Source organism: Staphylococcus sp. GDY8P198P (assembly GCF_017891615.1).
Taxonomy (GTDB): Bacteria; Bacillota; Bacilli; order Staphylococcales; family Staphylococcaceae; genus Staphylococcus; species Staphylococcus cohnii.
Window position 1 is genome coordinate 1 of record NZ_JAESJQ010000019.1, and the last position, 17,857, is coordinate 17,857.

Consider the following 17,857-nt stretch of genomic DNA (forward strand, 5'->3'; position numbering starts at 1 on the left):
AGGAGTCTGGACTTGACTCAATTAAAGTATCCTTTCTACAATACTACTTTTTTAGTTCTATTATAAATTTATTAATATATTTCGAATAATCTTTGCCAGTTTTCTTCATTATACTGTCTTTCACTTTATGAAGTAACTTTTCCATCTTCCCATTTTCAGCATATTTTTTTATTAGCTTTTTTATTTTATATTTCATAGTACGATCACCTTCTAACTTATATTCATTTTAAATTAAATTTGTAAATTCAATGCAAGATTCATAATAAGTTTTTGTAAATTAACCACCAACCAATGTGATGCTTGGATGATGTAGATACAATATACTATAAATATCAATGAATATATTGCGTTTAGTGAATATACTAAAATCATTTTAAAAAAACAAATAATTTATGTTAGTTAACTAAGAATCACTTGCTGTCGTCCCTATTGCCGTACTATTTACGAGACCGTAAGATATCATAAACTTTGACACTTGTTCAAATTAAATACTCACAAAAAATTTTGAAACTTAAGTTATTCGCATGTAATATTATAGCTTCCCTTTTTACTATAAAAACAGAGCAAGCACATATGCACTTGCCCTCCAATCAATAGACATAAATATAAGAAAAACTCGTTTCGAACACCTGAAACAAAAATAAGCTCTCAACCATCATAGATGAAAGCTTTTTATTGGAGTTGAAGTTAAATTTAAAAAATAACTTAAACTCGTTTACTCATAATATATTCAATTCCTTAAATACATGAATTGTTTACTTTACTGTTTCTTCAAAATTTCTCAATCATTTTTATAATTCAACTTATATTTCACACCGATAATTAATAAACTATGCTACTATATATAAATTAAACGTTGTCATTCAAAAGTTCTACGTCGATTGAAATAATTTTACTCACATTAATATATCTACCACTATCTTTTAAGTAAAAGTATTCATGCTTTTTAATCGCTTTTTCAAACCTTTTCAAAGCCACTGCTTCACTAATTTGCCAAATATTTTCTACATATTCACGAAACATATTTCCATCGTTCGTTTTTATTTTAAAAACAAAAATTTCGTCCATCTATATTCACCCTGTGTAAGTATTATAAATTAATTATCCAACTAATTACTTAGCATTGCAAATTAGATACTTTATATAATGTTCTCCGTGAATAAAATTCTAAATTTTTCCGGCCATTAATGCTCCTTATGTGTTATTTAAAAAATCGATTTTTTCTGTCGTATTTTAGTATGTATATGTTTTTAACTTCTAAATTTTTCCGTTACATTCATCCAATAATTCCAAATGATATAACGCTTAGAGTAAGCATAAGCCTTTGCCATTGAGTAATTATGTTCCTAACATTCGTCTATGTTGCATCAAAAAATGTATAAACATATAAGTTATTCGTTTGATGTACAATAATCGCATTTGATTTGCATATAACTATAAGTATTTTTACAAATAATAATCATCATTATAACTTTTTGTTATCACCTTTATTTTTTAAGTATAGTACACTTAAGTTATTAATTACTTTTAAGGGGATGTATAAATGAAAAAAGTCTTATTTTTATTATTAGCAAGTTTCTTAGTTTTAGCAGCATGCGGAAATAAAGAAGAAAGCCGATTGGATGATAATAAAAAGTCAGAAAGTAAAAGCAAGAAATCAAATGATGATAAAAAGACAGCTAAGCATAAGAAAAATGAAAATGATAAGAAAGATAATAACAAAGACTATTCTGATAGTGATAATCAAACTTCTAACAATGATAATCACTCACAAAATAATGTTGACCAAAAAGCTAACGTAGATAATCAAAATCAAACTAATAACAATACACAACAAGCCAATTCAGACCAACAGAATCAACAAGCTAATACTAACCAACAACAAACAACTGCTAACCAGCAACAACAAGCTAATGCAAATACGCAACAAAACCAACAAGTACAACAAAACAATCAACAAGCTAACGGTTATGACCCAAACAATCCATATATGAACATGCCTGATCAAGAATGGAGAAAAAATACTGGAGATGGGCTTTCATCTGGTGAAAAGCAAACCATGTATGCAATTGAAAATAATCAATATGAAGTTGAAGACGCAGAACAAAAACTTGCAGCATTTAAATATTATCAAAATAAATATAGTCAATAATATTTAAGGTCTTCCTAGGGCCATATATTCGTAAAATAAGCCCACCTATTTATTTAGGTGGGCTTATTTTATCTCCACAATATCTTTTAAATTCAACAGTTTTTTCATATAAAACTAGTATCTGTGTATATGTGTCTACCTATATATGTAACCCTTTTAGTATTAATATAGCCAATTTCAAAATAATGCAACACATTTATGGATTCGTGATATATATTTTTATATTAATATATCGTTTAAATCATTCAATTTATCATCGATTAGTGAAAGTTTATCTACTTTGTTTTGGTCTTCAACATACTGCTCAAATCTCTCATAGTGTTAAGGCGTATTTTTGAATAGCTGACTTGTGGTATGCGTGAATTAAGATATTCACGTGGTATTTTACGATAGTCAGTTTCATTTTTATATTTATCTGGCATCATAATATCACCTCATAAATATAACAGCACTCTCGTTCGCTTAAGTAAATAAAAAAATAACCACCCAGTGACTAGTGTGGGCGGATTAAATCAAAACGGTACAGTTAGCTTCTTACTACTAAACGAAAGTAAGTCCACTGCACATAATAAAATAAAACATACAACCAAATGATAGTATGCTAGTGTTAAACACTGTTTCCTCATTTATATTATACCATAAAAAATAGGGCAAGCGCATATTGCCTATCCTAAACAATATTATTAGAGAGCACTCTATTAAGGAATGGTAAAACTTATTCTAGTATACTAAAATCATTTTATTACTTATTGGTTTTAGTAAATACTATCAGTTTGGAATTATATTGTAACACTTATGAAAAACCCCATTTTATTTTACGTTATATTGTTATGTTAGTTATATAAATCAAAGGAGGTATTCATTATGAACAATTATGCGAAGTTTACTAGTACTGTATTAGCATCAATATTTACGTTATCTTTAGCAGGTTCACCTATCACACAAGCGAGTAAAGAAAACAGTAATGTCCATCAAAAACAACAATTGAGTATAAATAACATACCAAGTGATGCACAAAATGAAGGAGACCACTACGTTAAATATATTTCAGATCAAGAGTTAAAATCAGAATTAAATAAAAAAGGATATGATACTAGCGGTTTTGAATCAGCTGAAAGTAATAATAGTATCAATACTTATGCCGCTAAAAAAGGCGGAGTAACAAAAGCAGTATATGGTAAAGGCAAAAATTCGGATAAAGTAGACTTATACCTATCACATAGTGCAGCAACAGGTATAATAAAAGCTGGAGGGTCTGGTGCAGCTGGTGCGTTAGGAGCTTTAATAGGCGGTGTATCAGGTGGTTTTACGGGTTCGTTTGCAGGGTATTTAGTTAATGCATTTGGCGGTAATGCAGTTCCTAAAAATGGCATTATAATTAAAGGTAAAGTTGATGGCACTGTAGATAGTGTTGTAAATCAGTAGCAAATGAGGTGTTTTCTATTATTAAAATTTTAATTGTTTTTTTATCAGCCTTATTATCCACGTTGTACACGTTGCTAATTTTAAATTTAGTTACCAATCAGACATTAAGTTCTATCTTAATAGGAATTGGTCTATTTATAATAGTATTTACAATTACTACATTTGGACAAAAGATGAATAATAACAAAAATAAATAAAAAAGGGGGGTTTCAGCCCCCTTTTATTTACTTCATTTTATCCAATAAACTATTTAACATCTGCCTAATTCTTTGTGACTGCACACCAAATATACTCCCAGCCTCTTCAAAATTCACACCATTATTAAGTAATAAGAATAAATTATGTTCTTCTTCAGTCGCCTCATTCTCTATAACAGCATCTATTTCATTATAAAATATACTTTCTTCAATATTATTATTATCTATCTCATGAGTTTCTGCTTGATCGTTAACATTAAAGAAGTCATCAATCCCGACATCTTCATCACATGAAACTCTATTATCTTGTATCTTGTGGTAATTCAATATAAATTCTTTTACCGTTGCTTTATCATACCTCATACATAATCTACTGCCTTTGCAACACGTTTTAATATAACTTCTCTAGCATGTCTTAGTGTTAATTCACTGATCTCTATTACATCAGCTACAACTTCATCTGTGTGCTTCTTATCATCCCACCATATGAGCTTAATAATCTGCTGCACTTTTACATCACTATCGTTATATACTGCTGTAATTCCCTTTACAATCGATTCTAGGTTCATATATTGAAATTCATCCATATCATGTGATTTATTCTTATAAGTATCAACCATGCTATGATAATTACGCAGTTATCTTTCTAGAACAACTCTTAATAAACTTCAAAATTTTCATACATGAAAAAAGCACTCAACCACAATGGTTGAGTGCTCTAATATGGAGACGGCGGGAGTTGATTAAAGTGATTATGTATACATTTTAAAATAGCTATAAGTATTGTCAAATCAACATTTACATTGCATTACTGATTGAGTGTAAAATGTTAAAATTGCAAAAACAACATAAATTTGTGCACTCTAACTAGATTTAATTCTAATTAAAAATACTTTGTATACCATTTTTAAATTTACTATCTAATTAATATCAAGAGTTTTTTTCATATATACCTTAAACTTCTCGTTTTTCCAAAATCCAATACGAATTCCGTCTATTCCTCTAGTAAGCAATACATAATAGATATTTAGAACAAAAATAGTAAATTCAAATTCATTTTCAGGGCTAGAATCATCTTTTGGGAAAACACCATTTACATTATGAAAGTTTTTAGGTTCCCCATACAATTTACCTTTTGAATCCACTTGTAAATCATTACCTATTAACACACCGACTTTATTAAGATCAATTCCTTGAACTGCAAAGACTGACCCTATTTGTTCTTTAGCATCTTCATCAGAAGAATTGATCCAATTTTCTTGCCTAGAATTCCATCTTCTCTTTATATTATCTTCGTGCCAATGTGTAATACTAGGGTCATTACCGTCTGATTGTTTCCATGGTTCGACTAATCCACCTAAAACTCTATTTACATGATTATGATTATAATTCAAATCATCATCCAACCATTCAATTAAGCTTCTTAAAGGTTTTTTTTCAAAATAACCATAGTATGCATCTTCACTATTATCTCTAAATAAATCCCTATCAAAATCAGGATTAAAATTTGTCATATCTAAAAGTCCAGTATCTTTATACAATAAATATTTAATACCATTTATATAATCATCAGAGTTGTAATTTTTACCATCTGGTGCTTGAATTCTAAATTGAGTTTTTAAATATTCTTTTTGAAAATATTTTGTTTCTTCCATAAATTTAGAACGTTGAATGTTCGCAGGCCTAATCCCTTGTAACACATCATACATTAAAATAACTTGCTTTCCAATTTGTTTTATACATTCTAAATGGTTTTCAGCATCTGCAAATTGATTTTGATAAACTTTATTGAAAGTCTGTTGCTGCTTTGAATACCTTCTAGACATTTTATGTGACTCATCTACTATAACCACATCAAACATTTCTTCTTCTCTTAAATAATCATTGATTAGTGATGTTGATGTTTTAATTTTCAGGTTATTATTATTTAGATCATAGACTTTAAAGATTTTCTTAGCCGTATCTTTCCAATTGGGTTGTACTACTATAGCAATTTTCTTATTAGTTTTTTTCAATAATTCAGCAACAATATGTGTTAGTAATACTGTTTTTCCTGTCCCTGCATCTCCGTTTATCACAAAATCTTCGTGTGGTTCATTTACTATTTTTGAAATTAAGTTACCCTGTTCCAATGATAATGTTTTTATAGGACTATATTTTACTAAAACATTAGATTTTAATTTATTAATTGTTGGTGTATTCACCCATAAAGGATATAATTCATTTTCCCAAAAAGGTAATATAACTTCTGTTTCAACTTTTTCTTTCTCCATATAATCAATTACAGCATTCCCATTAGTTAAATTGATCACTTCGTCATCATCATAATTTATTTTTTGATTTTTGGATAAATCAGCTGCAAAATATGTAATTAATTGTTTTTCAACGTCATTTAAAGCAGATAAATGAAAATATTGAGATGTAAGTATTATTACTTTATTAAAATTTGCTTCATTAAATTTTACTTCATTTCCATTAAAATGTTGCTTGTGTCTTTTTAAGAAATGCTTAGTCTGTCCTACATATTTTTTTTTAGGCTTATTACTTATGTATATATAAATTATATTGCCGTTTTCTATTAATTTCTTTTTTTTATTATTCAGTTTATCTAAGTTAGTTATTTGACCATCTACTATATCTAATTCAAATGCATCATACTTTGCCACTTATAATCCCCTTTCTGTACTTTGATTATTTACTAGTTCAAAATTTCCAAATGAGTAATAATATGACCAATAAGTCCATCTCCAGCGAAAATGTCGCTATCATAGAAATTTTGATTTAAATCTATCCAAAATAATTTATTTTTCTCGGGTACTAACTCAATTTCATCTTTTAATATTCCATAATATACTTCAATAAAGACATCTTCTAACCAATAATTTAAATCAATATATCTTATTAAATTTATTTCATCCATAGATATGCCTGTTTCTTCAAACAACTCTCTATAAGCAGCATCTTCACTATTTTCATGACTTTCAATTTTACCACCGACAAAATTATATCTACCTTTATACGGCATTTTGTTTCTATAACAAAATAGCAACTTATTCATATCTTTATTAATAACCATAATCAAATTAAACTTCATAATACTACCTCTAATAAAAATCATAATTATATTTTGTTACTATTACCTTTTTATTAATTGGTTCTAATTTTATACATTGCTACTAAATGATAACATAACTCGACTTATATATAGAAAAAATAAATAACCATAATATTTTCATCTAAAAGCACTCTGACATTCGCTCTCTGCTGCATCGAAAAATGAATAATCATATAACTATACGTTTGATTGCTCATATTCACTTTTTAAAATACTCATGTGAATATCAGTTTCATACTTCCCATTAATAAAAGCTCCTTCTCTCTCTTCACCTTCAATTTTGAACCCTACATTTTCATACGATTTAATAGCTCTTTTATTATAAGCAAGCACCTTTAAATAAATTCTGTGAAGTTTTAATTCATAAAAACCAAAGTTCAATATTGTGTTTGAAACCTTTGTTCCAATTCCTTTATTCCAATATTGAGGATTGAATATACCTATCGCAAACTTCGCTTTATTATTTTCATTGTCTATTGTTAATCTAACTTGTCCAATAAACTTTCCTTCATATTCAATAGCCCATTCATAAGGGTTTGAATTGATCTCAGATACTAATAATTTCGCTTTATCTAATTTCTTTTCTGTACTTGGACTCATACTAGAACCATACATTTTCAGCAATTCTTTATTGAATGGAATTTTAAGATATTCTTTTGCATCCTTATCAAACGCATCTCTTAACTTTATACTTTCATCTACTAGTATTATCTCCTTCATTTTCATCATCCTGTTCATAAAATTTCATATCCGACTTTTCTTCTTTATAATAGTTTAATCTATCTTGTAATGTACCTGTATGTAATTCTATTTTGTGACCGTCTGGATCAGTGAAGTATATTGATTGTTTATCTCTTATATCTCTACTACGTCCTTCTAATATATTCACATTGTTATCTTTTAACCACTGATACCATTCATCAAATGTATTTTCATCAATTGTAAAAGCAATATGCGTATATGAATATTGAATTTCATTTCTAGGTATATCTTTTTCTTCATTAAGCGCTAGCCACAGACCACCTAAAGTGAAATATACTGTTTTATCACTCTCTACTAAAATTTTAGCTTTCAAAATATCTTTATAAAAAATAGTAGATTTCTTAATATCTGATACAGAATAGGTAACGTGGTTTATAGATTGAATCATAAAATAATCTCCTAAACAAATCATTTTACTGAATATTCTAACATAAATTCATATAAAATTATTACAACCTATCAAAAAGATGATTTTGCAAAATTATTATTCCAAATAAATTATAAGTAAATTATTACTAAATATTTTAAATCATAACTTTTTGTTATCAATATTGTTTTTTATGTGTAGTACACTTAAGTTAACAATTTATTTTTTAAGGAGAGTATTCAATGAAAAAAGTCTTATTTTTATTATTAGCAAGTTTACTAGTTTTAGCAGCATGCGGGAATAAGGAAGAAGAAAGTCGTTTAGATGATACGAAGGAAACTAAATCATCGAGTAAAGATAACAAGAAAGACGATAAGAAGTCTAAAGATAGTAAAAAATCAGATGACGATAAAAAAGAAGAATCAGATAAAAAAGATACGTCTAATACTGACGAATCACAACAAGATGATTCACAACAAGCAAGTACAGAACAACAAGCACAAAATGTTGAACAACCACAGACTACTCAAGAACCTGTTCAATCACAAGAACAAGTGAATAATCAAGAACAGCAAACTACACAAACACCTGTAGAATCACAAGAACAGCAAACTACACAAACACCTGTAGAATCACAAGAACAGGCAACTACGGAACAAGAAACACAAAAACAACAAATTGATTTGAATCAATTCCCAGGCGGTGATTTTTCTACCGAAGGTATGTCTGACGATGCTCAAAAACAAATCGAAGAATTAAGTAGACAAAAAGATTTTGAAGGTTTACCACAAGAAGAATACAATGATCGAGTATCTGAAATTATGAATAATGAAATGAATTAAATAGAACAGAATATACAATTCCTTTTATGTTTTATCCGTTAGCCTAATTTTTAAAAATAAACCCACCTATTAATTTAGGTGGGCTTTTGCATATTTTTATAATTTTGATATTATAGCAACAAGAAAAAAATTTAATTCCAAATTCAAAGGAAAGAACGAATTATGAATAATAAAAAAAGAAATGAAAGAATTAAAATAGAAGTTTCTGCTTATGTCACAATGATTGTATTTAGTGCAATTGTAGTAGTAACTACTATTTACTTGCTTAACCATTTAAGTAACCATGAAAATAAATTCCCAATACTTGCTGCAGTATTAACAACAAGTACTCTTATATTTATGAACTTGCCAGAGCCATTATACTACTTAATCGTAAAAATAATTAGAAAGATGGATATAAATAAATATAAAGATGAGTACACATTTGGTCTTATGTACTTAAAACTTACTGGAATAGCTATGTCAATCTTGTGTACATATATTTATTATTTAATTCTAAGTTAGTAAAGTCTTTGAGTTATTGGAATTGGGATTGAACTTATAAAACATATCAAGCTGATTAGATTTATTTTATTCCCACAATATCTTTCAAATCTAATTTAACTATCCCTTTATTTTCGTATAAATGTAGTGTTTGTGTGTGAACATCTACTTTGTGAATGCAACCCTCTTTAGTTTTGATATATCCATCCACAAAATAACGTAATTCAATTTTAGGATCATTGTACATTTTGAATATTAACTTATCGTTTAAATCATTCAATTGGTGGTCGCTTAATGATGGTCTATCAATTTTATTTTGGTCTTGTATGTACTGTTCTAATGTCTCGTATTGTTCGGGTAAGGTCTTGAAAGCTTGCCATTTAACCATGCCCCGCCCTTGTGGTATACGTGAGTTAAGATATTCTCTAGGTATTTTACGATAATCAGTTTCGTATTTATATTCATCTGGTGCGTCTGGATTTATTATTTTCATATTATTACCTCATGAATATAATAGAACACTTGTTCGTATATGTAAATAAAAAAAGAGTTAACTGCAGAAACAGCTAACCCAAAAACAATTATCACAAATACTCTTCTTCTGCTTCATCCATTCTTTCATCAAGATAATTTCCTGCAGTAGCCATCATATCTTTAGTTTTACCGCTATGTTCACCGTAAGTTGCTTCAGCGTCCATTACACCACCTGTTGATGTATCTAAAGGCTCCATTAAGTAGTTTTCTAAATCACCTGTATCATAATTATCCTTAATATAGTCGTCTTTTAAAATAGTTTCTTCATAATAAGATTGGTTATCATAAGCTAATTCTAAAGCTTTTCCATTTTTCCCTTTACTTAATAAACTTGCTAACTCTCTATTGCTGTCTATGTATTTTTCTATTTTACTTTTAGCTACTTTTTCGTCACTTTTAAAGACATTTGAAGCGTTAGTTTGCCCCATGTGAGTTGATAAACTAAATAAAAAAACTATAGCAATAATCAATAACGTAATTGCTTTCTTTCTTTTAGTTGACATTAAATGAACCCAAAAGTATTCATTTAACGTTGAATCTTGATTTTTACTTAAGAACCTTGAAAAAAACTTCATTATGAAACCTCCGAATTAATAATATCATTGAAATTATATCACATTATTTTAATTGTACAACGCTATTTAAAAATGAAAAAACACCCAATCACTAGTGTGGGTGGTTAAAATCAAAATAGATTATATAATTTTAATTTTCGCTGTTACCCAGTCTATATAATCCATAAACAACAGCAACTATAATACAAATTATTACAGCCCATTTTTTATAATCAAAAGGTTTTTCTGATTCATAAGCTTCGATTACATTTCCTTCTTCATCGTACATTTTCAATTCTTTTTTATATGTAGTCCATTTTTCTCTTGCAAAGCTTTCTTCCTTTTTATCTCCTTCATCACGTAAATCAACTGTTACAGTTGACCCATTATCATTTACCACTTCATAATTATATACATCTTTATCATCTTCGCTATACTGATATGTAATGGTATCTTTAGTTATTATGTACTTGTTATTTTTCCCTTCCCATTCTCCTCGTACATCTTTTTTGGCATTATCACACCCAGTCAAAATTGTACTTAAGAGAACAACTAACATTAATATAAAAATATTCTTTTTCATTTTAGCCTCCTTAATATTGCGCAATAGAGCATATTGTTTTTTTAATTGTACTATATATTCACACAAAAAAATAGGGCAAGCACATAAGTGCCTACCCTAGTAAGTTACATATTATAGGCGATAAATTGCTTTAAAAATCTTCAACTAATCAATTTCTAAAATTTCTTTTATATTGAATGAACCACCAAGATTTTCTATAGCTTTTTTTGCTTCAGATTCATTATTAAATATCTTCAAACCAATATCAAAATGTTCTTGACTATTTGGCAGTACTTTTTTTACCATTGCTTCATTAGATAAGTCGCTATCACTTGGAATAAAAATTCCAGTTTCTCTGAGTGATAATTCAAAAAAAGGCTCTTGATTCCCCTCTATCCTTTTATTTAAATTAGCAAAATAGATTTTATATTTAGCCTCATTTTCAATTTTTTCGGAATATAAATAATATGTTCCTATTGTTTCTATTCCATATTCACCATAAGGCTTTTTGAAAAAATTTAATATTTCATTTTTTTTACTCATCGTTTGTTATCCCCTTTTTAATATAATTAAATATATAATACACAACTTATTGAAAAAGTAATAGACAGAACATAAAAGCGAACATAAAATAACCACCCAGTGACATGTGTGGTATTATATCAGTAACATTAAAAAAGAATATGGTGATAATATTTGGAAAATGTTTTATCAATAGCAACAATAATAGCTGGATTAGCTGGTATATTTACAATAATACACCCCTTTATTAAAATTTATTTTGACCATAAACGATATAAAGAATATTTAAACCAGAAAAGTAAATTATTTCAAAAACGAATTATTAAACAAGCAAATAATACATATCAAAATGATGGTCAATATAAAAGAGCTTCAAACCATATAAATGATATAATCAGTGAATTTAATGAATTTTTATATTATGAACTAGAACAAAAAGAAAATATTGGAAAAAGAAAAAAGATTAGAAGACAAATTAAAAAACAAAGATCATTATTATATAAATTAATAAAGAAATATGAAGATGCAAAAAATGGAACAACTCAAATAGAATATATAATTATAAAAAATGAAATCACGAACTATTTCTTAAAGTTTTAAATCTAAATTGATTTTGTATACAAAAAATAAGGGTAAACACATAAGTACTTACCCTTATTATGATCACGTGGTGTACTTATATTGTATCTCCTTTATTTATATTTAATACCTTTTTGTTTACCAGTGATTCTGTCAAATGCACAGAAGAATATAAACTCTCCACTAAATATAGAAGGTAGTCACATATAATACAGTTACATATATCTACTACTTAGGATAATTTGCTCAATAATCCATCAAATATCTGACCAATTCTACCTGAACTCACTGAAAAAACATTGCCTATGTCTTTATACGAATATCCTTCACTTAACAACCAAAATATATAATGCTCTTTATCTGTACCAACTTCTTCTACAATCTCCTCTAGTTCATTATAAAGTATTACATCTTCTATACTATTATTTTCACGAAAGTCAGTTACCACTTGATTATTAAGTTCAAAGAAATCATCAAGGTTATCATTAGATTCGGTTATATCATTGCTTTTCTGTACACTATGATAGTTAAGTATAAATTTCTTTAATGTAGCTTTATCATATTTCATTTAGTTATCACATTCCTTACACTACAGTTGTACTTCTATGGTCTCTAGCACAATTGATTTGGTTACAATGTTTTATTTTATATAAATCTCTTTGCAACTTATCAATCGTCTCAAATGCTTTTATACTCCCATTAGAACGTATATAATCCATTACTTCCTTTTGTTCTTGTTTTGTATATTCACTAACAATATGTTTTAATAAATTCATTCTTTTAACACTATTCATTTTAAAACGTTCTAGATCCTCTTGCTTTTGTATAATCCATATAACTAATTTTTCTATGGGATATGATACTGATATAACACCACTGACTTCATCACACACTGTATGAGATATATTTAAATGATAGCTCTCATCTATTTGTTCTTGAAGATAGTATATCTTTTTATTGATAATAGTCGGATTATATTTTATAAGTATTTCATACTCACTTACTTTAGGTTCATCAAAGTATAATAAAACTGATTTAGCACGCTTTAAAATCATGGCATCCTCCCCATTTAAATAGAAGTCAGACGCTGACACATATGCCAGCGCCCACTGTTTTATTTTGCTCTATCATTAAAATCTGGATACTTCACAACCGACTTACCTTTACCTTTTGCAGACAATAAACCAATTGTTTTATGCCACATGAAAGCACTGTAAAAGCGTTCTGAATCGTAGTATGTTTTATCTCCGTTGATGATAGGTTTAACTAGTTCATTAATTGATTCATAATTGTTTATTTCACCTATATACGTATTATTTAATTCGATTTTTGATTGTAATTCATCGATTTTCATTTTCAGTTTATGATTTTCATCTTCAACACTTTTAACCACTTCATTAGCTTTTTTATCTTCTTTTTCTGTTACTTTTTTCAACTCTTCAATTGAATTAACGCCATTAGGTAAATTTAAAACAACTCGACCATTCACATTAGGATTAGTTGCTTTTTCTCGTCTTAAATCGTCTATTTCATTCACTACATCATCATATTCATTGACAGAAAGATTACCATTCTCTAATTGCTCAAAAAGAGCATTTATTCTATCTTGATACGAATCTTGACTTTGTATGCCTTTATTTTGTTCAAGCATATTTTGAATCACTTCAATGTATACTGGGAATATTTCATTCACGTTAGGTTTTTCGTCATTTTTTGTAGCCATATTTATCTCTCCTTATTTATATCTGTTATATAGTCTTTTTATTTTATTAACTGGATTACTATCTTTCGTTTGATCCATTAAGTCATTTACCATATTTTCAAGAACACTTAATTCACGCAAGACATTAGTTAAATACCTACTTTTATTTCTATCAATTGTATCTAATTGTTTAGTATCATCAATTTCTTGTCTGATTTCTCTAATCTTACTCTTCACTTTTTTCCATTCAAAAATATTTATATTGCTCATTACAACATCTCCTTTGTTTTATTTAATTTATCTTGTTGACCGTATTTATATGTCAGCGCAAGATTATAATGATTTTCTAACCGTAATATTTAAGTTGATTATAGATAATCCGTAGATGATTCATTTGATTCAGTTTGGGTATTTTCTTTAGGTAATAAGTCTGTTAGTTGTTTAATTGCTCGTTGATATGATTGATCACGTGTATTATATAAGCGTGCAATAGGTCTCTCACGTTCATAAGCAGGTACATTTTGAGATTGTTGAAACAAATCGTATTCGCCATTCTCTTGTATGTCCTCCCACATGTAGTTCAACATCACTCTGTTACGTGCTGCTTGCTTGATAAGACCTTGTGCTACCTTTAATTTTTCATTTGGTAAGTCTTTGTATATCTCTAGCAACCGTTTTTCTTCTATAGCAACTAACTTTTCACGTTCTTTACGTTGTTCTTCGTTTAATTTCATTAATCTACTCCTTTTTAAATATAGATGGTGGGAGTATAGGGTTATATGCGTAAATCATTCAAATTCTTTCGGAATCGAGACCACACGCCGTTCTCCCAATCGGGAAATAATCGAGAAATAATTTTAAGGGGGGGTGTTTAACCACCCTACATTCACTTATTTTTCATATCTAAATAGCTTTTGTAATTTATACCTTTTAATACCTTTGCAGATGTTTCGCAATATACTAAATAACGTGCCAACAATTTGCTATAAGTCATAACGCAACATCTCCTAATGTAGTAATGCTTCCAAAGTATTGCCTAGTTTTAATTCAACAGGTAACCAACGTATGTCTGAATAATCAAATGGATTTGACATTAAAGGTAAGTCTAAATACACACCATGCCTTGCATATGTTGTTACATCTGTTCGTTCTAGTTCAAGTTGTTCTGATGTTAATAGATCACCAACTATACTAATCACTTCATTACTCCAACCATGCCACAACACTATATTGTTATTGTCTACATGTACGAATGTAAGCTCACCTTGATATTCAATATGCAATGATTCAAACAGTTCTTCTAAATCAATAAAAGTTACATGGGTATAGTATTTAATATAGTTGATAATATATACTTTCAATTCATCTTTACACATGTCATACTCCCTTATGCTTTGACCTTGTTTACATTGTTCTTCACATGTTTAATAGGTGATACATAACCTACCTCTCTTTCGATGTACTGCATTCTGTTACCTATTCGATACTGATACCAATATGCATTACTACTGCTCATCACATTCAATTCGTTTATGAGGAACTCTATTGTCTTTATATCTGCTCGTAAGAAGATAGTCATATGCCCCACACTTGTATAGTTGAGCTTAAGGTTGTATCCCTTTAACCATGTGGTTAATAGTTCCATGTTTAGTTTAGATTGAAGATATGCCTGACCTTTACTTGATAAGCACCAGTCACATGTGATGAAGTCTATTTCTAAATATTGATACTTTCCATATGTTTGATAGATGTGACAGATAGGCTTGTTGTTAGCCTTTAATTGATTAATATCTATATGATTCAGTCTTTGTTTATTTAAAGTAAATGTTTGTGTTGGTCTCTTGTGTATCATATTCATCATCCTTTATTCCTTTTAATGTAAGTTAGATAGTTCTTCACTCTTGCCATTACCAATTCAAAATTGCCTTGCGTTAAATATAGATATAACAAATCGTTAATATCCTTAAAATAAATTTATCACTGTGAACCATTCAACTCCTACTGCCCCAAGAGTTCAAGCAATAGTTCACACAACAGTTCACGTTGTATTTAAAAAGTGTGAACCGTTTCACTCTTACTCTCCCAATGGATTGAGGGCAATGGTTCACGAAGTTCACGTTTTTTTGAAACATAAGCCCTTATATAAAGATAGATAGAATAAAGTAATAAATAAAATCTGCTTTCTTATATATATATGCATATATTCTTTTTATCGTGAACTTCGTGAACTATCTACTCTAAACCCTTGGTACTATTGACTTCATGCGGTTCACGTTTTTCGTTTTTCACCGTGAACTCATCGTGAACTCCGTGAACTCTAATCATATCCATACGGATTGTGGTATTGACTGAAATCATAATCTAACTGATCTAAAACATCTTTTTTTATCATATAGCCATTGGGCTTTGTTCCTTTATGACTAATGCGTTTGGTACGTCTGCCATCTTTATCAATAATAAGATAATTATTATCGACCCAACCACCTGTGATATTGTTTACTTCGTCACCCAAGAAGTCTTTAACGGTTTGTGTAAGGATACATAAACCTTCTTTTTTATAAATGGCTTTTATATCACCATGTGTAACTCGGTCGTATCCTTCGCCTTCAATGCTATTTCTATTTGCATCCAAGTAATCTAGTAATTCTTCCAGCATTTTTTTAGACTTATCAATATTTTTATTATTCTTCATCATGCTGTTGAAAGCACTATGCGTAATAATGTATGGATCATGTTCGAAACCTTCAATATCATTTAATATTTCACCAGCCACTTGTAATAAAGCAAAACTTCTAGCGATTCTAACCATAACTTCATTACCTTCAGCCTTACCTATAAAAACTTTTTGAGCGCCCTTGAACGATGATTTGTATTTATCCTTATCACTGTTATATTTTTCAATGAATAATTTACCAAGTAATCCATAATTGCTTTCGAATGTTTCGGCTATCTCATTGAAAATATCTTGTGACGTATTAGGAAATGGATTCTCTAACAATGTAATTACACGACCAGCTACGCCACCTTTTTCAGAAATATCTGGTGTTGAAACTTCACCGGTAGATAATAATATGGTGTTCCATTCTTCAAATACATCAATACCTCTTTCTTTAGTAGCTCGCCCTTTTGACTTTCCACCCGAAAATTGGTAAAAAATCTGTGGTAGATCTTTATAGTTTGCTTTTCGAGTATCGTCCATAATTAAAGGGAATGAATTTAAAAATGCTGCCATTCGTTCAACACTGGTTTTTGTAGTGTTCCATTCCATTACTAAATCTTCATGCCAACCCCACACGCTTGCACAAACACGTTCTGTAAAAGTTTTACCTTTTGAAGTTCTAACTGCTTGCTCTATGATAATGGAATCTGTTCCAAATTCTTTAACTAATATTGAACCAACTGAACCATAAAACATCATCATAACCATTGGATTGTCTTTGACATGTTTAAATAATCCATCTATATATTTTTCGATATTTCCTTTACTTCTAAACCCATCAATTATTTTTTGTTTACCTGGGTCAGAATTAAATAATTTAAAATCATTTTTATTATTATCTTCTACATAAGGTGAAATGAATTTTTTACCTATATGTCCTAATCGTGTAGCCACATCAAAATCTTTTATATTGTTCCAACGTCTGTATGCACTAAGGTAATATACAAGAGAAGGCGATTCGTTTTGTGTAATTTCTAGCCCTTTGTTTGCAAGTTCTACTATATTTCTAGCCTGCGTTATATCTCCAGCATTAACACGCAATTTATGTTTACCTTTTTTGTCCTCAAATTCTAATTCGAAATATATATCTCCTGTTTCGATATCTTGATAACGTTCAGTAAGAATAGGTGGCGTACTTGTGATATAAATATCCTCAATCTTATCTTCTTTTTGAACATATTTAGTAATTTTTCGATAATACAACCATTTACCTTTAATTAAATAAGGTTCTGGAATTGTTGGTTTATCTTTATTAATTTCTTGAAAATTTTTAAGTTTATTCATATTTTCAAAAACATCTTCTTGAGTTACTTCCATTTCCTCTATTGTCATATACTGTCCC

24 protein-coding genes are annotated in these 17,857 nt (G+C 28.9%); 5 read left to right on the forward strand and 19 right to left on the reverse strand.

Going from position 1 to position 17,857, the window contains the following annotated elements:
• Positions 1 to 849 precede the first annotated feature (849 nt).
• Positions 850 to 1,068: a hypothetical protein gene (locus KA824_RS11410; protein WP_107385064.1), complete on the reverse strand. Its 219-nt coding sequence runs from the start codon at positions 1,066 to 1,068 to the stop codon at positions 850 to 852.
• Between the two features lie 475 nt (positions 1,069 to 1,543).
• Between KA824_RS11410 and KA824_RS11415 the strand changes: the two genes are divergently transcribed.
• Together KA824_RS11415 and KA824_RS11420 are read left to right on the forward strand one after the other, a co-directional pair.
• A complete protein-coding gene (locus KA824_RS11415; RefSeq protein ID WP_107385065.1) occupies positions 1,544 to 2,152 on the forward strand; it encodes a hypothetical protein in 609 nt (202 codons plus the stop codon).
• An 864-nt stretch (positions 2,153 to 3,016) separates the two neighbouring features.
• Complete coding sequence (locus KA824_RS11420; RefSeq protein WP_107385066.1) at positions 3,017 to 3,577, forward strand: hypothetical protein; 561 nt, start codon at positions 3,017 to 3,019, stop codon at positions 3,575 to 3,577.
• A 224-nt stretch (positions 3,578 to 3,801) separates the two neighbouring features.
• Here KA824_RS11420 and KA824_RS11425 read toward each other — a convergent pair whose 3' ends face one another.
• The 6 genes from KA824_RS11425 to fosB form a co-directional block, all read right to left on the reverse strand.
• The gene (locus tag KA824_RS11425; protein WP_107385067.1) at positions 3,802 to 4,137 is read right to left on the reverse strand and encodes a hypothetical protein; all 336 of its coding nucleotides are present in this window, start codon (positions 4,135 to 4,137) and stop codon (positions 3,802 to 3,804) included.
• Positions 4,134 to 4,343, reverse strand: coding sequence for a hypothetical protein (locus KA824_RS11430; protein WP_226952068.1), 210 nt, complete (start codon positions 4,341 to 4,343; stop codon positions 4,134 to 4,136). Before KA824_RS11430 ends, KA824_RS11425 begins: the two co-directional genes overlap by 4 nt.
• Before the next feature lie 351 nt (positions 4,344 to 4,694).
• Complete coding sequence (locus tag KA824_RS11435; protein ID WP_181187777.1) at positions 4,695 to 6,440, reverse strand: DUF2075 domain-containing protein; 1,746 nt, start codon at positions 6,438 to 6,440, stop codon at positions 4,695 to 4,697.
• A gap of 32 nt (positions 6,441 to 6,472) precedes the next feature.
• Positions 6,473 to 6,868, reverse strand: a complete 396-nt coding sequence (locus KA824_RS11440) for an NUDIX hydrolase (protein WP_200670066.1) — start codon at positions 6,866 to 6,868, stop codon at positions 6,473 to 6,475.
• 198 nt (positions 6,869 to 7,066) lie between these two features.
• Entirely contained in the window at positions 7,067 to 7,609 is a 543-nt protein-coding gene (locus tag KA824_RS11445) for a GNAT family N-acetyltransferase (protein WP_181187778.1), read from the reverse strand.
• Positions 7,584 to 8,039, reverse strand: coding sequence for a FosB/FosD family fosfomycin resistance bacillithiol transferase (gene fosB, locus KA824_RS11450; RefSeq protein WP_181187779.1), 456 nt, complete (start codon positions 8,037 to 8,039; stop codon positions 7,584 to 7,586). Before fosB ends, KA824_RS11445 begins: the two co-directional genes overlap by 26 nt.
• Before the next feature lie 221 nt (positions 8,040 to 8,260).
• Here fosB and KA824_RS11455 point away from each other — a divergent pair, with 221 nt between their 5' ends.
• Positions 8,261 to 8,860, forward strand: coding sequence for a hypothetical protein (locus KA824_RS11455; protein WP_181187780.1), 600 nt, complete (start codon positions 8,261 to 8,263; stop codon positions 8,858 to 8,860).
• A 162-nt stretch (positions 8,861 to 9,022) separates the two neighbouring features.
• Entirely contained in the window at positions 9,023 to 9,364 is a 342-nt protein-coding gene (locus KA824_RS11460; RefSeq protein ID WP_181187781.1) for a hypothetical protein, read from the forward strand.
• A 61-nt stretch (positions 9,365 to 9,425) separates the two neighbouring features.
• On the opposite strand, the gene KA824_RS11465 is transcribed toward KA824_RS11460, so the two are convergent.
• The 4 genes from KA824_RS11465 to KA824_RS11480 form a co-directional block, all read right to left on the reverse strand.
• Positions 9,426 to 9,836 (reverse strand): YolD-like family protein, encoded by a 411-nt coding sequence (locus KA824_RS11465; protein ID WP_181187782.1) that lies wholly within the window; start codon positions 9,834 to 9,836, stop codon positions 9,426 to 9,428.
• A 91-nt stretch (positions 9,837 to 9,927) separates the two neighbouring features.
• Positions 9,928 to 10,452 (reverse strand): hypothetical protein, encoded by a 525-nt coding sequence (locus KA824_RS11470; RefSeq protein ID WP_181187783.1) that lies wholly within the window; start codon positions 10,450 to 10,452, stop codon positions 9,928 to 9,930.
• Positions 10,453 to 10,582: 130 nt separating this feature from the next.
• Positions 10,583 to 11,014, reverse strand: coding sequence for a hypothetical protein (locus tag KA824_RS11475; RefSeq protein WP_181187784.1), 432 nt, complete (start codon positions 11,012 to 11,014; stop codon positions 10,583 to 10,585).
• Between the two features lie 144 nt (positions 11,015 to 11,158).
• On the reverse strand, positions 11,159 to 11,536 hold the full coding sequence (locus KA824_RS11480) for a hypothetical protein (protein ID WP_181187785.1): 378 nt from the start codon (positions 11,534 to 11,536) through the stop codon (positions 11,159 to 11,161).
• A gap of 153 nt (positions 11,537 to 11,689) precedes the next feature.
• Here KA824_RS11480 and KA824_RS11485 point away from each other — a divergent pair, with 153 nt between their 5' ends.
• Positions 11,690 to 12,115: a hypothetical protein gene (locus KA824_RS11485; protein ID WP_181187786.1), complete on the forward strand. Its 426-nt coding sequence runs from the start codon at positions 11,690 to 11,692 to the stop codon at positions 12,113 to 12,115.
• A gap of 211 nt (positions 12,116 to 12,326) precedes the next feature.
• Here KA824_RS11485 and KA824_RS11490 read toward each other — a convergent pair whose 3' ends face one another.
• From KA824_RS11490 to KA824_RS11525, 8 genes are all read right to left on the reverse strand, one after another.
• Complete coding sequence (locus KA824_RS11490) at positions 12,327 to 12,662, reverse strand: sigma-70 family RNA polymerase sigma factor (protein WP_181187787.1); 336 nt, start codon at positions 12,660 to 12,662, stop codon at positions 12,327 to 12,329.
• Positions 12,663 to 12,678: 16 nt separating this feature from the next.
• Complete coding sequence (locus tag KA824_RS11495; protein WP_181187788.1) at positions 12,679 to 13,149, reverse strand: spore coat protein; 471 nt, start codon at positions 13,147 to 13,149, stop codon at positions 12,679 to 12,681.
• A 59-nt stretch (positions 13,150 to 13,208) separates the two neighbouring features.
• A complete protein-coding gene (locus tag KA824_RS11500) occupies positions 13,209 to 13,817 on the reverse strand; it encodes an intermediate filament family protein (RefSeq protein ID WP_181187789.1) in 609 nt (202 codons plus the stop codon).
• A 12-nt stretch (positions 13,818 to 13,829) separates the two neighbouring features.
• Positions 13,830 to 14,066: a hypothetical protein gene (locus tag KA824_RS11505; protein ID WP_181187790.1), complete on the reverse strand. Its 237-nt coding sequence runs from the start codon at positions 14,064 to 14,066 to the stop codon at positions 13,830 to 13,832.
• Positions 14,067 to 14,164: 98 nt separating this feature from the next.
• Complete coding sequence (locus KA824_RS11510; RefSeq protein WP_181187791.1) at positions 14,165 to 14,530, reverse strand: hypothetical protein; 366 nt, start codon at positions 14,528 to 14,530, stop codon at positions 14,165 to 14,167.
• 273 nt (positions 14,531 to 14,803) lie between these two features.
• Complete coding sequence (locus tag KA824_RS11515) at positions 14,804 to 15,172, reverse strand: hypothetical protein (RefSeq protein WP_181187792.1); 369 nt, start codon at positions 15,170 to 15,172, stop codon at positions 14,804 to 14,806.
• Positions 15,173 to 15,183: 11 nt separating this feature from the next.
• On the reverse strand, positions 15,184 to 15,648 hold the full coding sequence (locus KA824_RS11520) for a hypothetical protein (RefSeq protein ID WP_245335994.1): 465 nt from the start codon (positions 15,646 to 15,648) through the stop codon (positions 15,184 to 15,186).
• 465 nt (positions 15,649 to 16,113) lie between these two features.
• Entirely contained in the window at positions 16,114 to 17,847 is a 1,734-nt protein-coding gene (locus KA824_RS11525; protein WP_181187794.1) for a DUF927 domain-containing protein, read from the reverse strand.
• Positions 17,848 to 17,857 lie beyond the last annotated feature (10 nt).

Bases quoted from the DNA above. Each gene is read 5' to 3' on its own strand.
- KA824_RS11480 (WP_181187785.1), bottom strand. From the start codon at position 11,536: ATGAGTAAAAAAAATGAAATATTAAATTTTTTCAAAAAGCCTTATGGT.
- KA824_RS11525 (WP_181187794.1), bottom strand. From the start codon at position 17,847: ATGACAATAGAGGAAATGGAAGTAACTCAAGAAGATGTTTTTGAAAAT.
- KA824_RS11465 (WP_181187782.1), bottom strand. From the start codon at position 9,836: ATGAAAATAATAAATCCAGACGCACCAGATGAATATAAATACGAAACT.
- KA824_RS11490 (WP_181187787.1), bottom strand. From the start codon at position 12,662: ATGAAATATGATAAAGCTACATTAAAGAAATTTATACTTAACTATCAT.
- KA824_RS11495 (WP_181187788.1), bottom strand. From the start codon at position 13,149: ATGATTTTAAAGCGTGCTAAATCAGTTTTATTATACTTTGATGAACCT.
- KA824_RS11445 (WP_181187778.1), bottom strand. From the start codon at position 7,609: ATGAAGGAGATAATACTAGTAGATGAAAGTATAAAGTTAAGAGATGCG.
- KA824_RS11415 (WP_107385065.1), top strand. From the start codon at position 1,544: ATGAAAAAAGTCTTATTTTTATTATTAGCAAGTTTCTTAGTTTTAGCA.
- KA824_RS11460 (WP_181187781.1), top strand. From the start codon at position 9,023: ATGAATAATAAAAAAAGAAATGAAAGAATTAAAATAGAAGTTTCTGCT.
- KA824_RS11455 (WP_181187780.1), top strand. From the start codon at position 8,261: ATGAAAAAAGTCTTATTTTTATTATTAGCAAGTTTACTAGTTTTAGCA.
- KA824_RS11420 (WP_107385066.1), top strand. From the start codon at position 3,017: ATGAACAATTATGCGAAGTTTACTAGTACTGTATTAGCATCAATATTT.
- KA824_RS11425 (WP_107385067.1), bottom strand. From the start codon at position 4,137: ATGAGGTATGATAAAGCAACGGTAAAAGAATTTATATTGAATTACCAC.
- KA824_RS11505 (WP_181187790.1), bottom strand. From the start codon at position 14,066: ATGAGCAATATAAATATTTTTGAATGGAAAAAAGTGAAGAGTAAGATT.
- KA824_RS11510 (WP_181187791.1), bottom strand. From the start codon at position 14,530: ATGAAATTAAACGAAGAACAACGTAAAGAACGTGAAAAGTTAGTTGCT.
- KA824_RS11470 (WP_181187783.1), bottom strand. From the start codon at position 10,452: ATGAAGTTTTTTTCAAGGTTCTTAAGTAAAAATCAAGATTCAACGTTA.
- KA824_RS11440 (WP_200670066.1), bottom strand. From the start codon at position 6,868: ATGAAGTTTAATTTGATTATGGTTATTAATAAAGATATGAATAAGTTG.
- fosB (WP_181187779.1), bottom strand. From the start codon at position 8,039: ATGATTCAATCTATAAACCACGTTACCTATTCTGTATCAGATATTAAG.
- KA824_RS11410 (WP_107385064.1), bottom strand. From the start codon at position 1,068: ATGGACGAAATTTTTGTTTTTAAAATAAAAACGAACGATGGAAATATG.
- KA824_RS11500 (WP_181187789.1), bottom strand. From the start codon at position 13,817: ATGGCTACAAAAAATGACGAAAAACCTAACGTGAATGAAATATTCCCA.
- KA824_RS11430 (WP_226952068.1), bottom strand. From the start codon at position 4,343: ATGAACCTAGAATCGATTGTAAAGGGAATTACAGCAGTATATAACGAT.
- KA824_RS11475 (WP_181187784.1), bottom strand. From the start codon at position 11,014: ATGAAAAAGAATATTTTTATATTAATGTTAGTTGTTCTCTTAAGTACA.
- KA824_RS11520 (WP_245335994.1), bottom strand. From the start codon at position 15,648: ATGATACACAAGAGACCAACACAAACATTTACTTTAAATAAACAAAGA.
- KA824_RS11515 (WP_181187792.1), bottom strand. From the start codon at position 15,172: ATGTGTAAAGATGAATTGAAAGTATATATTATCAACTATATTAAATAC.